This window comes from Oceaniserpentilla sp. 4NH20-0058 (assembly GCF_040371755.1).
In the GTDB taxonomy this organism is placed as follows: Bacteria; Pseudomonadota; Gammaproteobacteria; order Pseudomonadales; family Oceanobacteraceae; genus Bermanella.
The window spans coordinates 1-15635 of sequence record NZ_BAABWE010000016.1; the positions used below are offsets into that span (position 1 = coordinate 1).

Genomic DNA, 15635 nt, shown 5'->3' on the forward strand with positions numbered 1-15635 from the left:
GTGTAAAACGCTCCTGTCACCAAAAAAGAAAGGTCACTTCGGTGGCCTTTTTGGGTAGAAGCTCTTGGTTTTTTAAAGGCTAGGGGTGGTGGTTGTGAAAGCAACTGAGATGCGGCGGAGCTAAATAAATTTTATTTGGTAAATCTGCGCTAAAGTATTGATTTTTATACTAGCTTGCGTAGAATGCACCGCCCGTATATCGGGATAGGCCAGTAGTTCAATTGGTAGAGCGTCGGTCTCCAAAACCGAAAGTTGGGGGTTCGAGTCCCTCCTGGCCTGCCAAATTTTTTAAGGAAGTGGCACATGTTGCCACTTTTTTGCTATAGGAAATTGCGAGAATGAGTGGAAATACAAGTACCACAAAATCGCCATTAGACGCATTCAAATGGATCGTTGCAGTTGCCATTGTTGTGGGTGCGATTGTTGGTAATCAGGTTTACGCAGAAGTGGGCTTGCTTTATCGCATACTGGGTGTTGTTGCGTTATTTGCTGTAGCGTTTAGTGTTGCTGCAACAACTTCACAAGGTAGAGCCTTTTTAGTGTTGCTTAAAGAAGCAAATATTGAACGTCGTAAAGTTGTTTGGCCAACTCGCCAAGAAACTGTTCAAACTACCATGATTGTTGTTGCGGTTGTGATTTTGGTTGCAATAATTTTGTGGGGTCTAGATTCTCTGCTAAGCTGGATCGTTTCTAGCGTGATCGGATAGGAGAGCTCAATGGCTATGCGCTGGTATGTTGTTCATGCCTACTCAGGTTATGAAAAGCGAGTAATGAACTCGCTAAAAGAACAGATAGAACTAAATGGAATGCAGGATAGCTTCGGTGAAATTTTAGTGCCAACCGAAGAAGTGATCGAAATGCGTGACGGTAAGAAGCGCAAGAGTGAGCGTAAGTTTTATCCTGGTTATGTGTTAGTTGAAATGGATATGGATGATGCGTCTTGGCATTTAGTTAAAGAAACCCCACGTGTCATGGGTTTCATTGGTGGTACGGCAGATAAGCCTGCGCCAATAACTAAAAAAGAAGCAGATGCTATATTGCAGCGTGTTAAAGATGGTGAAAGTAGTCAGCCTACTCATAAAACGATTTATGAGCCTGGTGAGATGATTCGCGTCATTGATGGCCCGTTTGCTGACTTTAATGGTGTGGTTGAGCATGTGGATTATGTTAAATCTCGCCTAAAGGTTGCGGTTACGATTTTTGGTCGTTCTACACCTGTCGAACTTGAGTTTGGCCAAGTAGAAAAAGCAGCTTAGTTGGTGTTTATCAATTAAGTAGGTGCTTAAAACTAGATAAAAATAAAAGCTGGCTAGCTTCAAATACGTTTGAAGTTATGCTGGCTTTCGTACTATTTGGATTTAAGTGCTTTTTTAACAGGGGAGCCGAAAGGCGATTGCACCCAATAAGAGGTATATCATGGCTAAGAAAATTGAAGCTTATATCAAGCTACAAGTACAAGCCGGCGCTGCGAACCCAAGTCCTCCAGTAGGTCCTGCGTTAGGTCAGCACGGTCTAAACATCATGGAATTCTGTAAAGCGTTTAACGCGTCTACACAGAAAATGGACGGCCCTGTACCAGTTATTATTACTGTATACAGTGACCGTAGTTTCACTTTTGAAACCAAAACTCCACCAGCTTCTTATTTGCTTAAGAAAGCCGCCGGTCTTAAGAGCGGTTCTTCTCGTCCAAATACGGACAAAGTAGGTAAAGTGACTCGTGCTCAGCTTGAAGAGATCGCTGAGATCAAAATGAAAGACCTAACAGCTGCTGATATGAATGCTGCTGTACGTACTATCGCTGGCTCTGCTCGCGCTATGGGTATTGATACAGAGGGTGTTGAGTAATGGCTAAGTTATCTAAGCGCGTTAAAGCGTTCCGTGAAAAAGTAGACGTACTTAAAAGCTACAGCGTTGCTGAAGCGGTATCTATTTTAAAAGAAGTATCTAGCGTTAAATTTGCTGAGTCTTTAGACGTAGCAATTAACCTAGGTATTGATGCACGTAAATCTGACCAAAACGTACGTGGTTCTACAGTACTTCCAAATGGTACTGGTAAAGACGTTCGCGTTGCTGTTTTCACTCAAGGTGCAAACGCAGAAGCGGCTAAAGAAGCCGGTGCAGACGTGGTTGGTATGGAAGACTTGATGGCTCAAATGAAAGGCGGCGACCTAGACTTTGGTGTGGTTATCGCTTCTCCTGATGCAATGCGTGTTGTTGGTCAGCTAGGTCAAGTGTTGGGTCCTCGTGGTCTAATGCCTAACCCTAAAGTGGGTACAGTAACTCCTGACGTTGCAACTGCAGTTAAAAACGCAAAAGCAGGTCAAGTACGTTACCGTAATGATAAGAACGGTATTATCCACTGTTCTCTAGGTAAAGTGGCATTTGATGAAAAAGCCATTTCTGAAAACCTAGCTGCATTAGTAACAGATCTTAAGAAAGCAAAACCTGCTAACGCTAAAGGTACTTTCCTTAAGAAAGCGACCCTGTCTACGACTATGGGTCCAGGTATTACAATCGATTTATCTAGTGTTGACGCGTAATCAGCATTAGAACAAAGAACTTTGGGGTCCTTTTGTTAAACAAAGGGACTGTCAAAGACCGCAGGTGTGATGGATTTAAGAGACTTTACGAGTCTGAATTCTAAATTCATTACTTAATGGCCTGCGCAGATGGTGTGCGCCCCGATTCAGAATTTATATAAAGACTGAGTTTTGTCGCACCTAACTTGCTCGTAAGAGCATAAACAAGACTTGTAGGAGTTGAATGTGGCTTTAGGTCTGAACGAAAAAAAAGCGATCGTAGCTGAAGTTCAGGAAGCTGCTTCTGGCGCTCTTTCAGCAGTGGTTGCGGATGCCCGTGGCGTAACTGTTGGAGCGATGACTGCTCTTCGTAAAGAAGCTCGTGAAAACGGCGTCTGGATGAAAGTAGTACGTAACACTCTAGCTAAGCGTGCAATCGAAGGTACTTCGGTTGAGTGTCTATCTGACGCTCTAACTGGCCCAAGCTTAATTGCTTTCTCTGCTGAGCACCCAGGTGCAGCAGCGCGAATTTTCAAAAATTTCGCAAAAGAGAACGATGAATTTGAGCTTAAAGTAGCTGCGTTTGAAGGTGAATTAGTGGATTTCGGTATGTTGGCATCTTTGCCTACTTACGACGAAGCTATCGCCAAGCTTATGGCTGTTATGAAAGAAGCTGCTGCTGGCAAATTGGTACGTACCATTGCGGCTGTTCGCGATCAGAAAGAAGAAGCAGCAGCTTAATATTTATATTAAGTGGCTTCCTTTTAAAGAATATATTGGGCTTAGTGCCCCTTAGGTTAGGTAATTAAAAATGGCGATTTCTCAAGAAGATATCCTAAACGCAATTGCGGAAATGTCTGTAAAAGACGTTGTTGAACTAGTTTCTGCAATGGAAGAAAAATTCGGCGTAACAGCTGCTGTTGCTGCTGCTGCTCCTGCTGGCGGTGACGCTGGTGGTGCTGCTGAGCAAACTGAATTTGACGTTATTCTTACCGCTGCTGGCGAGAAGAAAGTTAACGCTATCAAAGCAGTTCGTGAAGCAACTGGCCTTGGTCTTAAAGAAGCCAAAGCAATGGTTGACGGTGTACCTTCTGCAGTACGTGAAGGCGTATCTAAAGAAGAAGCAGAAGAGCTTAAAGCTAAGCTTGAAGCTGCTGGTGCAGCGGTTGAACTTAAATAATTTTAAGTTTGATTCTTGCATTGCATAAAGTGAGGCGCTAAGTTATTTAGTTGCACACTGGCTGGTGGGCTATTGTCCGCCGGCCTTTTTCCGTTCTGTACCGAGTTGTCTAGTAGTTTGTTGTTAGTCTTAATTGGTCAGGCGGCGGCTTTTTGAAGCCAAACGCGCGGGGACTTTAGGTCCATTTACAAGATCTTTATAAAGATCTTAGTCTAGGTGATACAGCTGGGGATTGCTGATGGCGTACTCTTATACAGAGAAAAAACGAATCCGTAAGGATTTTGGCAAGTTGCCAAGGGTGATGGATGTCCCCTATTTGCTTGCTATTCAATTAGATTCATATCGAAGTTATCTACAAGCGGATAAGCAGGTGGATGCACGTACAGACATAGGTCTGCATGCGGCATTTAAATCAGTTTTTCCAATAGTCAGTTATAGCGGCAGTGCAGCACTCGAATACGTGAGTTACCGTCTTGGTGTGCCTGTTTTTGACGAAAAAGAATGTATGTTACGCGGCGTGACCTATGCGGCACCGCTTCGCGTAAAAGTGCGTCTTATCATTTATGATAAAGACTCATCCAATAAAGCTATTAAAGACATCAAAGAGCAAGAAGTGTACATGGGTGAAATGCCTTTGATGACCGATAACGGTACGTTCATTATCAATGGTACTGAGCGTGTTATCGTATCCCAGCTTCATCGTTCTCCAGGCGTGTTCTATGATCACGATAAAGGTAAAACACATTCATCTGGTAAGCTGTTGTATAGCGCCCGTGTGATTCCTTACCGTGGTTCATGGTTAGACTTTGAGTTCGATCCTAAAGACTTAGTATACGCTCGTATCGACCGTCGTCGTAAATTACCGGCCACGATTCTATTGCGTGCTCTTGGTTATGAAACTAGCCAAATTCTGGAAATGTTCTTCGATAACGATAAATTCGAAATCGATGGCGAGACCATACTTCTTGAGTTAATTCCAGAGCGTTTGCGAGGTGAAACCGCTTCTTTCGACATGAAAGATCCTAAAGGCAATGTGATTGTTGAAGAAGGTCGTCGTATTACGGCCCGTCATATTCGTCAAATGGAAAAAGAAGGCATGAGCAGCCTAGAAGTACCAGCTGACTACTTCTACGGTAAAACAATTGCCAAAGACTTGGTTGACCCATCTACTGGCGAACTGATTGCTGAATGTAATACTGAAATTTCTGTAGAGTTGCTAGAGCAAATTGTAGCGGCTGGAATTAAAGAAGTTGAAACGATTTACAGCAACGAACTAGATTGTGGTTCATTCGTGTCTGATACCTTACGCATTGATCCATCTCGTACTCGCCTTGAAGCGCTAGTAGAGATTTATCGTATGATGCGCCCAGGTGAGCCACCAACTAAAGAATCAGCTGAAGGCCTGTTCGAAAACTTATTCTTTACTGACGAACGTTATGATCTTTCTGCGGTTGGTCGCATGAAATTCAATCGTCGTATTGGTCGTGATGAAGTTGAAGGTTCTGGCACATTAAGCAACCAAGACATTATTGATGTTCTGAAAGGCTTGATTGACATTCGTAACGGTAAAGGCGAAGTGGATGATATTGACCACTTAGGTAACCGTCGTATTCGTTCTGTTGGGGAGATGGCTGAAAACCAATTCCGTGTCGGTCTAGTACGTGTTGAGCGTGCTGTACGTGAACGTTTGTCTATGGCTGAATCTGAAGGTCTGATGCCTCAAGATTTAATCAACGCCAAGCCTGTGGCTGCTGCAATCAAAGAATTCTTTGGTTCGTCTCAGTTATCTCAGTTCATGGACCAAAACAACCCGCTTTCAGAAGTGACTCACAAACGTCGTATCTCGGCATTAGGCCCCGGCGGTCTAACTCGTGAACGTGCTGGTTTTGAGGTTCGAGATGTTCACGCCACGCATTATGGTCGTGTATGTCCAATCGAAACACCTGAAGGTCCAAACATCGGTTTGATCAACTCGTTATCAACCTATGCCCGTACTAACGAATATGGTTTCTTAGAAACTCCATACCGTAAAGTAATTGACGGCACAGTGACCGATGACATTATTTATTTGTCAGCGATTAACGAATCAAATTACGTTATCGCACAGGCATCTGCGCCACGTGATGAAAACGGCAAACTGACTGGTGATCTAATCAGTATCCGTCATAAAAACGAATTCGCGGTGACACCACCAGAAAACGTGACCTTGATGGACGTATCGCCACAACAGGTGATCTCAGTAGCGGCATCGTTAATCCCATTCCTAGAACACGATGATGCTAACCGCGCATTGATGGGTTCGAACATGCAACGTCAAGCGGTTCCAACGTTGGTTGCAGAGAAACCATTAGTCGGTACTGGTATTGAAAGTAACGTAGCACGCGACTCCGGTGTGTGTGTGGTTGCTAAACGTGGTGGTGTAATCGACACAGTAGATGCTAGCCGTATCGTAGTTCGTGTAAACGACGACGAATTACAAGCAGGCGAAGCCGGTGTTGATATTTACAACCTGACAAAATATACCCGTTCTAACCAAAATACCTGTATCAACCAAAAACCTTTGGTTCGTCAAGGTGATCGAGTAGAGCGCTTAGATATCATGGCAGACGGTCCATCCGTTGACCTTGGTGAGCTGGCTCTTGGCCAGAACATGCGCATCGCGTTCATGCCTTGGAATGGTTATAACTACGAAGATTCTATCTTGCTATCCGAAAAAGTGGCGCAAGAAGATCGCTTGACCACTATCCACATTCAGGAGCTAACCTGTGTGGCACGTGATACTAAGTTAGGGCCTGAAGAAATTTCTGCTGATATTCCAAACGTAGGTGAATCTGCGTTAGGTAAGCTAGACGAATCTGGTGTTGTATACATCGGTGCCGAAGTGAACCCTGGGGATATCCTAGTAGGTAAAGTAACACCTAAAGGTGAGACTCAACTTACTCCGGAAGAAAAACTACTACGCGCTATTTTCGGTGAAAAAGCCTCTGATGTGAAAGATACTTCTCTTCGCGTTAAGACTGGCACCACTGGTACTGTTATTGATGTACAAGTGTTCACCCGTGATGGTGTTGAAAAAGATCAGCGTGCTCGCGACATTGAAAAATCTCAGCTGGATCAAGTTCGTAAAGACTTGAACGAAGAGTTGCGTATTGTTGAGCAAGCTACTTTCGAACGTCTAACTCGTAGCCTGACTGGATTAACCGTTGCAGCAGCGCCGGAACTGAAGAAAGGGGATACCCTAACTTCGGAATACCTAGCAGGATTAGAGACCAGTCAGTGGTTCAAAATTCGTCCACAAGACGAAACAGCCTCTGAGCTTCTAGAGCGTGCTGAAGAAGCACTAGAAGAGCGTCGTAAAGAGCTAGATGAGAAGTTCGAAGACAAGAAGAAAAAACTGCAAACCGGTGATGACCTAGCTCCTGGCGTATTAAAAATCGTTAAGGTCTATCTAGCCATCAAACGGAAGATCCAGCCTGGTGATAAAATGGCCGGTCGTCACGGTAACAAAGGTGTTATCTCAGCGATTATGCCAATTGAAGACATGCCTTACGATGAGAAAGGCACGCCGGTTGATATCGTGCTAAACCCGCTAGGTGTACCGTCACGTATGAACGTGGGTCAGATCCTAGAAACACATATGGGTATGGCAGCCAAAGGTTTGGGTGAAAAGATTGACGAAATGATCAAACAACAGCGCGCTGTTGCTGATGTTCGTGAATTCTTAGGCAAGATCTATAACCACAGCGACGAAGTGATTCAAGAAGACCTTGATAGCTTTAACGATGCGGAGATATTAGAGCTAGCTGGCAACTTGCGTAAAGGTGTGCCAATGGCAACACCTGCATTCGATGGTGCTAAAGAAACTGAACTGAAACACATGTTGACGTTAGCGGGTATTCCAGACTCAGGTCAGGTTACTTTATTCGACGGCCGTACCGGTGATCAATTTGATCGTCCTGTAACCGTTGGCTACATGTACATGTTGAAACTGAACCACTTGGTAGACGATAAAATGCATGCTCGTTCTACAGGTTCATACAGTCTGGTTACGCAGCAGCCATTGGGCGGTAAAGCACAGTTCGGTGGTCAGCGTTTCGGGGAGATGGAAGTGTGGGCACTTGAAGCATATGGTGCAGCATATACTCTTCAGGAAATGCTAACCGTTAAATCCGATGACGTTACCGGTCGTACCAAGATGTATAAAAACATCGTGGATGGTGATCATCGTATGGAACCAGGTATGCCTGAGTCCTTTAACGTATTAGTTAAAGAAATTCGTTCATTGGGTATCGACATAGATCTCGTGAATGAATAAGGCTCTGATCCTCAATCAGATTAAGGACGCGGGTTTCGACCCGCGGTTATTAACTCCGCTAGGAGCTAAAGGCAGATGAAAGACTTATTAAATTTGCTACGCAAAGAGTCTCAGGCTGAAGAATTCGATTCGATTCGAATCGGCCTTGCTTCACCAGATATGATCCGTTCATGGTCATTTGGTGAAGTTAAAAAACCAGAAACAATTAACTATCGTACGTTCAAACCCGAACGTGATGGTTTGTTCTGTTCTCGTATTTTTGGTCCGATAAAGGATTACGAATGCTTGTGCGGAAAATATAAGCGTCTAAAACACCGCGGAGTAATCTGTGAGAAATGTGGTGTTGAAGTAACGTTAGCAAAAGTACGTCGTGAGCGCATGGGTCACATTGATCTAGCGTCACCAGTTGCACATATTTGGTTCCTTAAATCATTACCGTCACGTATTGGTTTAATGCTAGATATGACGCTGCGTGATATCGAGCGTATTCTTTACTATGAATCATTTGTTGTAATCGATCCGGGTATGACCACGCTTGAAAAAGGTCAGCTACTGAACGATGAACAATACTATGAAGCCATTGAAGAGTTCGGTGACGAATTCGACGCCAAAATGGGTGCCGAAGCCGTTCAGTCATTGTTGTCAGACATCGACCTAGAGCATGAAGTGCAAGAACTTCGTGAAATGATTCCTGCTACTAACTCTGAGACTAAGCTTAAGAAAATTTCTAAGCGTCTTAAATTATTAGAAGCGTTCCATAAATCAGGTAACGATCCTAAGTGGATGGTTATGACAGTACTTCCAGTATTGCCACCTGATCTACGCCCGCTAGTACCACTAGACGGTGGCCGTTTTGCCACATCTGATTTGAACGATTTATATCGTCGAGTTATTAACCGTAACAACCGTTTGAAGCGTCTACTTGAGCTTAACGCACCTGACATCATCGTACGTAACGAAAAACGTATGTTGCAAGAATCAGTGGATGCGTTATTAGATAACGGTCGTCGCGGTCGTGCCATTACCGGTTCTAACAAGCGTCCGCTTAAATCTCTTGCTGATATGATCAAGGGTAAGCAAGGTCGTTTCCGTCAGAACTTACTTGGTAAGCGTGTTGATTACTCCGGTCGTTCTGTTATTACCGTAGGTCCATATTTGCGCCTACATCAGTGTGGTCTTCCTAAGAAGATGGCACTTGAGTTATTTAAGCCATTTATTTTCAGTAAGCTTGAACACCGTGGTTTAGCCACAACGATCAAAGCCGCTAAGAAAATGGTTGAACGTGAAGAAGCGGTTGTTTGGGATATCTTGGATGAAGTGATCCGTGAACACCCAGTGATGCTTAACCGTGCACCAACCCTTCACCGTTTGGGTATCCAAGCGTTCGAACCACTACTAATCGAAGGTAAAGCGATTCAGCTTCACCCGCTAGTATGTGCGGCGTACAACGCCGACTTCGACGGTGACCAAATGGCGGTACACGTTCCATTAACAACCGAAGCTCAATTAGAAGCACGTGCGTTAATGATGTCCACTAACAACGTACTTTCTCCTGCTAACGGTGATCCTATTATCGTACCTTCACAGGACGTTGTTTTGGGTCTGTATTATATGACCCGTGATCGCGTTAATGCGATTGGCGAAGGCTCAGTTTTTGCCAACTTAGAAGAAGTACAGCGCGCCTACCGTACTGGTCAAGCTGAACTGCATTCGAAAGTGAAAGTACGTATTACACAAACAGTTTATGCAGAAGACGGCTCTGAAATCACCACAACTAACGTGGAAGATACAACAGTAGGTCGTGCGTTATTGTTTGAAATCGTGCCAAAAGGTATCCCTTTTGAAGCGGTTAACCAAGCCATGAAGAAAAAAGCTATCTCTAAATTATTAGATATGGCCTACCGTAACTGTGGCCTAAAAGACACCGTGGTATTCGCTGACCAAGTGATGTACACCGGTTTCTCTTATGCAACTAAATCGGGCGCTTCTATCGGCGTTAATGACTTTGTAATTCCAGATGCGAAAGCCAAAATCATTGGTGAAGCAGAAGGTCAGGTTAAAGAGATCGAAGATCAATTTGCCTCAGGTCTTGTAACTCAAGGCGAAAAATACAACAAGGTTGTGGATATCTGGTCTCGCGCTAACGAATTAGTTGCAAAAGCTATGATGGACAACCTAGGTACTGACGAAGTTGAAGACCGTGATGGTAATACTGTTGATCAAGAATCGTTTAACAGTGTTTACATGATGGCCGACTCCGGTGCTCGTGGTAGCCCAGCTCAGATACGTCAGTTAGCGGGTATGCGTGGTCTGATGGCGAAGCCAGATGGCTCCATCATCGAAACACCGATTACAGCGAACTTCCGTGAAGGTTTATCAGTACTTCAGTACTTTACCTCTACTCACGGTGCGCGTAAGGGTCTTGCGGATACGGCACTGAAAACAGCAAACTCCGGTTACTTGACACGTCGTCTTGTTGACGTAGCACAAGACGTAGTAGTAACCAGTGATGACTGTGGTACAGACGAAGGTCTAATGATGACGCCTCTTATCGAAGGCGGCGATGTTGTTGTACCTCTAGGTGGTCGAATTCTTGGTCGTGTTGTGGCTGAAGATGTAATTCGCCCGGGTACTACGGATGATGTAGTTGTACCGAAAGGCACACTAATCGACGAGAAATGGGTAGAAATCATTGAATCGGCTAGCGTCGATGAACTGAAAGCTCGTTCTCCGATTACCTGTACCACCAAGTTTGGTATATGTGCTAAGTGTTACGGTCGTGACCTAGCTCGTGGCCATCAGGTAAATCCAGGTGAATCTGTGGGTGTTATCGCTGCACAGTCTATCGGTGAGCCGGGTACACAGCTAACCATGCGTACGTTCCACATCGGTGGTGCGGCATCACGTGCAACCGCCATTGATAACGTACAGGTTAAGAACTCAGGTACCGTTCGTCTACATAACATGAAGACGGTAGAGCGTGAAGATGGTGCATTAGTACTGGTATCTCGTTCTAGCGCCATCGCCATTGCCGATGAATTCGGTCGTGAGCGAGAGCTTTACAAATTACCATACGGTTCGGTTGTAACCTCTAAAGATGGATCAAAAGTAGAAGCAGGTCAGAAGATCGCTTCTTGGGATCCACATACACACCCAATTATCTCGGAAGTAGCGGGTAAAATTGAGTTTGTAGGGTTAGATGAAGGCATCACTATTACTCGTCAAACTGATGAGTTAACAGGGCTTTCGACTATTCAGGTTATGGACCCAACCACTCGTCCAGCGGCGGGTAAAGATATTCGTCCAATGGTTAAGCTTGTGGATGAGAAGGGTGAAGATATTAACTTCCCTGGTACCAACACACCGGCTCAATACCTATTACCAGCCAACGCCATGGTTAACCATGAAGATGGTACGCAGATTAAAGTGGGTGATGCGATTGCACGTATCCCACAGGAAACTTCTGGTAACAAGGACATCACCGGTGGTCTGCCGCGCGTAGCGGACTTATTCGAAGCACGTAAACCGAAAGAGCCTGCCATTCTTGCAGAAGTTTCCGGTGTAGTTGGCTTCGGTAAAGAGACCAAAGGTAAGAAACGTTTAGTGATTACACCTAAAGATGGTTCAGAACCATATGAAGAGTTAATCCCTAAATGGCGTCATATGAACGTATTCGAAGGTGAAAGTGTTGAAAAAGGTGAGGTTATCTCTGATGGCCCGCTTAACCCACACGATATCCTACGTTTACTAGGTGTTAGTGAGCTTGCAGTTTACATCACCAACGAAGTACAAGAAGTTTACCGTTTACAAGGTGTAGGCATTAACGATAAGCACATCGAGACAATTATTCGTCAGATGTTGCGTAAGATTGAAGTCCTAGATTCTGGTGATTCTGACTTTATCCAAGGTGATCAGGTTGAATACTCTGATTACGTTGCTCAAAACGCACGCTTAATCTCAGAGGATAAAATCCCTGCGAAAGGTCAGCGTTTATTGTTAGGTATCACTAAAGCCTCCTTGGCCACAGAGTCCTTCATCTCTGCCGCGTCGTTCCAAGAAACGACCCGCGTACTGACTGAAGGTGCTGTAACTGGTAAGCAAGATCACTTACGTGGTCTTAAAGAAAACGTTGTAGTAGGTCGTCTGATACCAGCTGGTACTGGCCTTGCCTACCACAGCGAGCGTAAACGTAAGCGTGAAGAGCGTGAAAACGATAAGTTGAAGCCTCTAACTGCGCCTACCGTGAGCGCTGATGATGTCGAAGCGGCATTGTCTGAAGCATTAAAAGACAATATTTAATGTGATAGCCAATTAGGGGCTTAGCCCCTAGTTTCAATGAAAGGTGTGCATTTATTGCGCGCCTTTCTTGACTCTGGCTCAGACACTGATTAGACTTCGGCCCCCTGCGTCAGGTGCAGTTGCGTCTGGCGTTTTTGTATTTACTCATTGGAGTTTACTAATGGCAACGATCAATCAATTGGTTCGTAAGCCTCGTAAGCGTCAAGTTGCGAAATCTGACGTTCGTGCATTGCAGGCTTGTCCTCAGCGTCGTGGCGTATGTACCCGTGTATATACCACCACACCTAAGAAGCCTAACTCTGCATTACGTAAGGTTTGTCGTGTTCGCTTGACCAACGGCTTTGAAGTATCTTCCTACATCGGTGGTGAAGGTCATAACTTACAAGAGCACAGTGTTGTTCTAATTCGCGGCGGTCGTGTAAAAGACTTGCCTGGTGTGCGTTATCACACCGTACGTGGTGCACTTGACTGTGCTGGCGTAAGCGATCGTAAGCAAGCCCGTTCTAAGTACGGTGCTAAGCGTCCTAAGTAAGATTCATAAAGTTTTAACACTTAATGAGTTTACTTAGACGTTACTATTAAAGATAAGAGTAAGGTTGAGCCCACAATTTTGTTGGTTTGCTCATGTACTCCTGAAGAAGAGGCTTATCAGATGCCAAGAAGACGCGTCGCCGCGAAGCGTGAGATATTACCAGATCCTAAGTTTGGTAACTTAACGCTAGCGAAGTTCATGAATATGGTCATGGAAAGTGGTAAAAAATCAATCGCCGAAAAAATTGTTTACGGTGCATTGGACAAAATGGCTGAGCGTAATAAAGACGCTGACCCAGTAGAATTATTCGAAAAGGCACTTGAAGCCGTACAACCAATGGTCGAGGTTAAATCTCGTCGTGTTGGTGGTGCAACCTATCAAGTACCTGTAGAAGTACGTCCTTCTCGTCGTATGGCGCTTTCAATGCGTTGGATCGTAGAAGCCGCGCGTAAACGTGGTGAAAAATCCATGGGTGCGCGTCTAGCAAACGAATTGCTAGATGCCGCTGAAGGTAAAGGTTCTGCGATCAAGAAACGTGAAGATGTGCACCGTATGGCTGAAGCCAACAAAGCCTTCTCTCACTATCGTTTCTAACGATTTAAGGACGAGGAAGTGGCACGTACTACTCCAATTAATCGCTACCGTAACATCGGTATATGCGCTCACGTAGATGCTGGTAAAACCACGACTACGGAACGTGTGCTTTTCTATACCGGTCTTTCCCATAAGATCGGTGAAGTGCACGATGGCGCAGCGACCATGGACTGGATGGAACAAGAGCAAGAGCGTGGTATTACTATCACCTCTGCTGCCACCACCTGTTTCTGGTCGGGCATGAGCCAGCAATTTGACCAGCACCGCATTAACATCATTGACACCCCAGGACACGTAGACTTTACCATTGAGGTAGAGCGTTCATTACGTGTGCTAGATGGTGCTGTTGTTGTATTGTGTGGTTCTTCCGGTGTTCAGCCACAAACTGAAACCGTGTGGCGTCAAGCAAATAAATACGAAGTACCGCGTATGGTCTTCGTAAATAAAATGGACCGTGCTGGCGCTGACTTTTTTATGGTTGTCGATCAACTTAAAAAACGTCTTGGTGCAAATGCGGTGCCCATCCAAATTAACATTGGTGCAGAAGACGACTTCAAAGGCGTGATTGACCTTATTTTAATGAAGGCCATCATGTGGAATGAAGCTGATCAAGGCATGACTTTTACTCTTGAAGACATTCCTGCTGATCTCGTTGATGTAGCCAATGAATACCGCGAGAACTTACTCGAAGCCGTAGCTGAAGGTTCTGATGAATTAATGGATAAATACCTTGAAGAAGGTGAATTGTCCGTTGAAGAAATCAAAGCTTCATTACGCAAGCAAACCTTATCTAACGACATCGTGTTAGTGGCTTGTGGTAGTGCCTTTAAAAACAAAGGAGTTCAAGCTGTACTTGATGCAGTGATTGAATTCCTGCCTTCGCCGACAGAAGTTAAAGCGATTGAAGGTGTGTTAGATGATAAAGACGAAACCCCTGCGGTTCGTGAAGCATCAGACGAAGCACCGTTCTCTGCACTAGCATTTAAAATTGCCACCGATCCATTTGTTGGTACGTTAACTTTTATGCGTGTTTACTCGGGTGTGTTGAATACTGGCGACAGTGTTTTTAACCCAGTAAAACAGAAAAAAGAACGTATTGGTCGTATGGTACAAATGCATGCGAACAACCGTGAAGAAATCAAAGAAGTACGCGCAGGTGATATTGCTGCAGCTATTGGTTTAAAAGATGTGACCACAGGTGAAACCCTGTGTGATTTAAAGCATAAGATTACGCTTGAGCGCATGGAATTTCCAGAGCCAGTAATCTCGGTAGCGGTAGAACCTAGAACAAAAGCCGATCAGGAGAAAATGGGTGTTGCATTGGGCAAACTTGCTCAAGAAGACCCGTCTTTCCGTGTTGAAACTGACGAAGAAACCGGCCAAACCATTATTTCAGGTATGGGTGAACTGCACCTAGATGTACTGGTTGACCGAATGAAGCGTGAGTTTGGTGTTGAAGCAAACATTGGTAAGCCACAAGTGGCGTATCGTGAATGCATTACGCAGGCTTGTGATATCAATTATAAATTTGCGAAACAATCCGGCGGTCGTGGTCAGTATGGTCATGTTGTCATCAAGTTCGAACCAACTGATGGCGAAGAGCTAGAGTTCGTAAATGAAATTGTCGGTGGAACAATTCCTCGTGAATATATTCCAGCGGTACAAAAAGGTATTGAAGAACAGATGAAGAATGGTGTCCTTGCGGGCTACCCTCTTCTTGGACTTCGCGCTACTTTGTATGATGGTTCATTCCATGATGTTGACTCAAACGAAATGGCGTTTAAAATCGCCGCTTCTATGGCCACTAAAAAGCTCTCTGAGGAAGGTAAACCTGCCTTACTCGAGCCAATGATGGCTGTTGAAGTGGTTACCCCTGAAGATTACATGGGTGACGTAGTTGGTGATTTGAACCGTCGTCGTGGTCTGATTCAAGGTATGGATGAAAGTCCATCCGGTAAAGTTGTGACTGCAGAGGTTCCATTGGCGGAAATGTTCGGTTATGCGACCGATTTACGTTCTGCTTCCCAAGGTCGTGCAACGTACGCCATGGAATTTGAAAAATACGCTGAAGCGCCTACTAATGTCGCCGAAGCTGTAATTAACAAAGCCTAATTAAGAGAAATAAAGAGGTCTATTATGGCTAAGGAACAATTTGAACGTAGTAAGCCACACGTAAACGTGGGCACCATTGGTCAC

The 15635-nt window shown here is 44.7% G+C and carries 11 protein-coding genes and 1 tRNA gene; all 12 read left to right on the top strand.

Annotation, left to right across the window (positions count from 1 at the left end):
* Positions 1–206 precede the first annotated feature (206 nt).
* Positions 207–282, top strand: a tRNA-Trp gene (locus tag ABWV45_RS15240).
* 56 nt (positions 283–338) lie between these two features.
* On the top strand, positions 339–707 hold the full coding sequence (secE, locus tag ABWV45_RS15245) for a preprotein translocase subunit SecE (protein ID WP_353352584.1): 369 nt from the start codon (positions 339–341) through the stop codon (positions 705–707).
* A 9-nt stretch (positions 708–716) separates the two neighbouring features.
* Positions 717–1256, top strand: a complete 540-nt coding sequence (gene nusG, locus ABWV45_RS15250) for a transcription termination/antitermination protein NusG (RefSeq protein ID WP_353352585.1) — start codon at positions 717–719, stop codon at positions 1254–1256.
* 160 nt (positions 1257–1416) lie between these two features.
* Complete coding sequence (rplK, locus tag ABWV45_RS15255) at positions 1417–1845, top strand: 50S ribosomal protein L11 (RefSeq protein ID WP_353352586.1); 429 nt, start codon at positions 1417–1419, stop codon at positions 1843–1845.
* A complete protein-coding gene (gene rplA / locus ABWV45_RS15260; protein ID WP_353352587.1) occupies positions 1845–2540 on the top strand; it encodes a 50S ribosomal protein L1 in 696 nt (231 codons plus the stop codon). Before rplK ends, rplA begins: the two co-directional genes overlap by 1 nt.
* A gap of 225 nt (positions 2541–2765) precedes the next feature.
* The gene (rplJ, locus tag ABWV45_RS15265; RefSeq protein WP_353352588.1) at positions 2766–3260 is read left to right on the top strand and encodes a 50S ribosomal protein L10; all 495 of its coding nucleotides are present in this window, start codon (positions 2766–2768) and stop codon (positions 3258–3260) included.
* Positions 3261–3330: 70 nt separating this feature from the next.
* The gene (gene rplL, locus ABWV45_RS15270) at positions 3331–3699 is read left to right on the top strand and encodes a 50S ribosomal protein L7/L12 (protein ID WP_353352589.1); all 369 of its coding nucleotides are present in this window, start codon (positions 3331–3333) and stop codon (positions 3697–3699) included.
* Positions 3700–3937: 238 nt separating this feature from the next.
* Positions 3938–8014, top strand: a complete 4077-nt coding sequence (rpoB, locus tag ABWV45_RS15275) for a DNA-directed RNA polymerase subunit beta (RefSeq protein WP_353352590.1) — start codon at positions 3938–3940, stop codon at positions 8012–8014.
* A gap of 75 nt (positions 8015–8089) precedes the next feature.
* Complete coding sequence (rpoC, locus tag ABWV45_RS15280) at positions 8090–12313, top strand: DNA-directed RNA polymerase subunit beta' (RefSeq protein ID WP_353352591.1); 4224 nt, start codon at positions 8090–8092, stop codon at positions 12311–12313.
* Between the two features lie 160 nt (positions 12314–12473).
* A complete protein-coding gene (gene rpsL, locus ABWV45_RS15285; RefSeq protein WP_353352592.1) occupies positions 12474–12845 on the top strand; it encodes a 30S ribosomal protein S12 in 372 nt (123 codons plus the stop codon).
* Between the two features lie 120 nt (positions 12846–12965).
* Positions 12966–13439, top strand: coding sequence for a 30S ribosomal protein S7 (rpsG, locus tag ABWV45_RS15290; protein ID WP_353352593.1), 474 nt, complete (start codon positions 12966–12968; stop codon positions 13437–13439).
* Between the two features lie 18 nt (positions 13440–13457).
* Positions 13458–15551 carry an elongation factor G gene (gene fusA / locus ABWV45_RS15295; RefSeq protein WP_353352594.1) on the top strand — a complete coding sequence of 698 codons (2094 nt, stop codon included), beginning with the start codon at positions 13458–13460 and terminating at the stop codon, positions 15549–15551.
* Positions 15552–15635 lie beyond the last annotated feature (84 nt).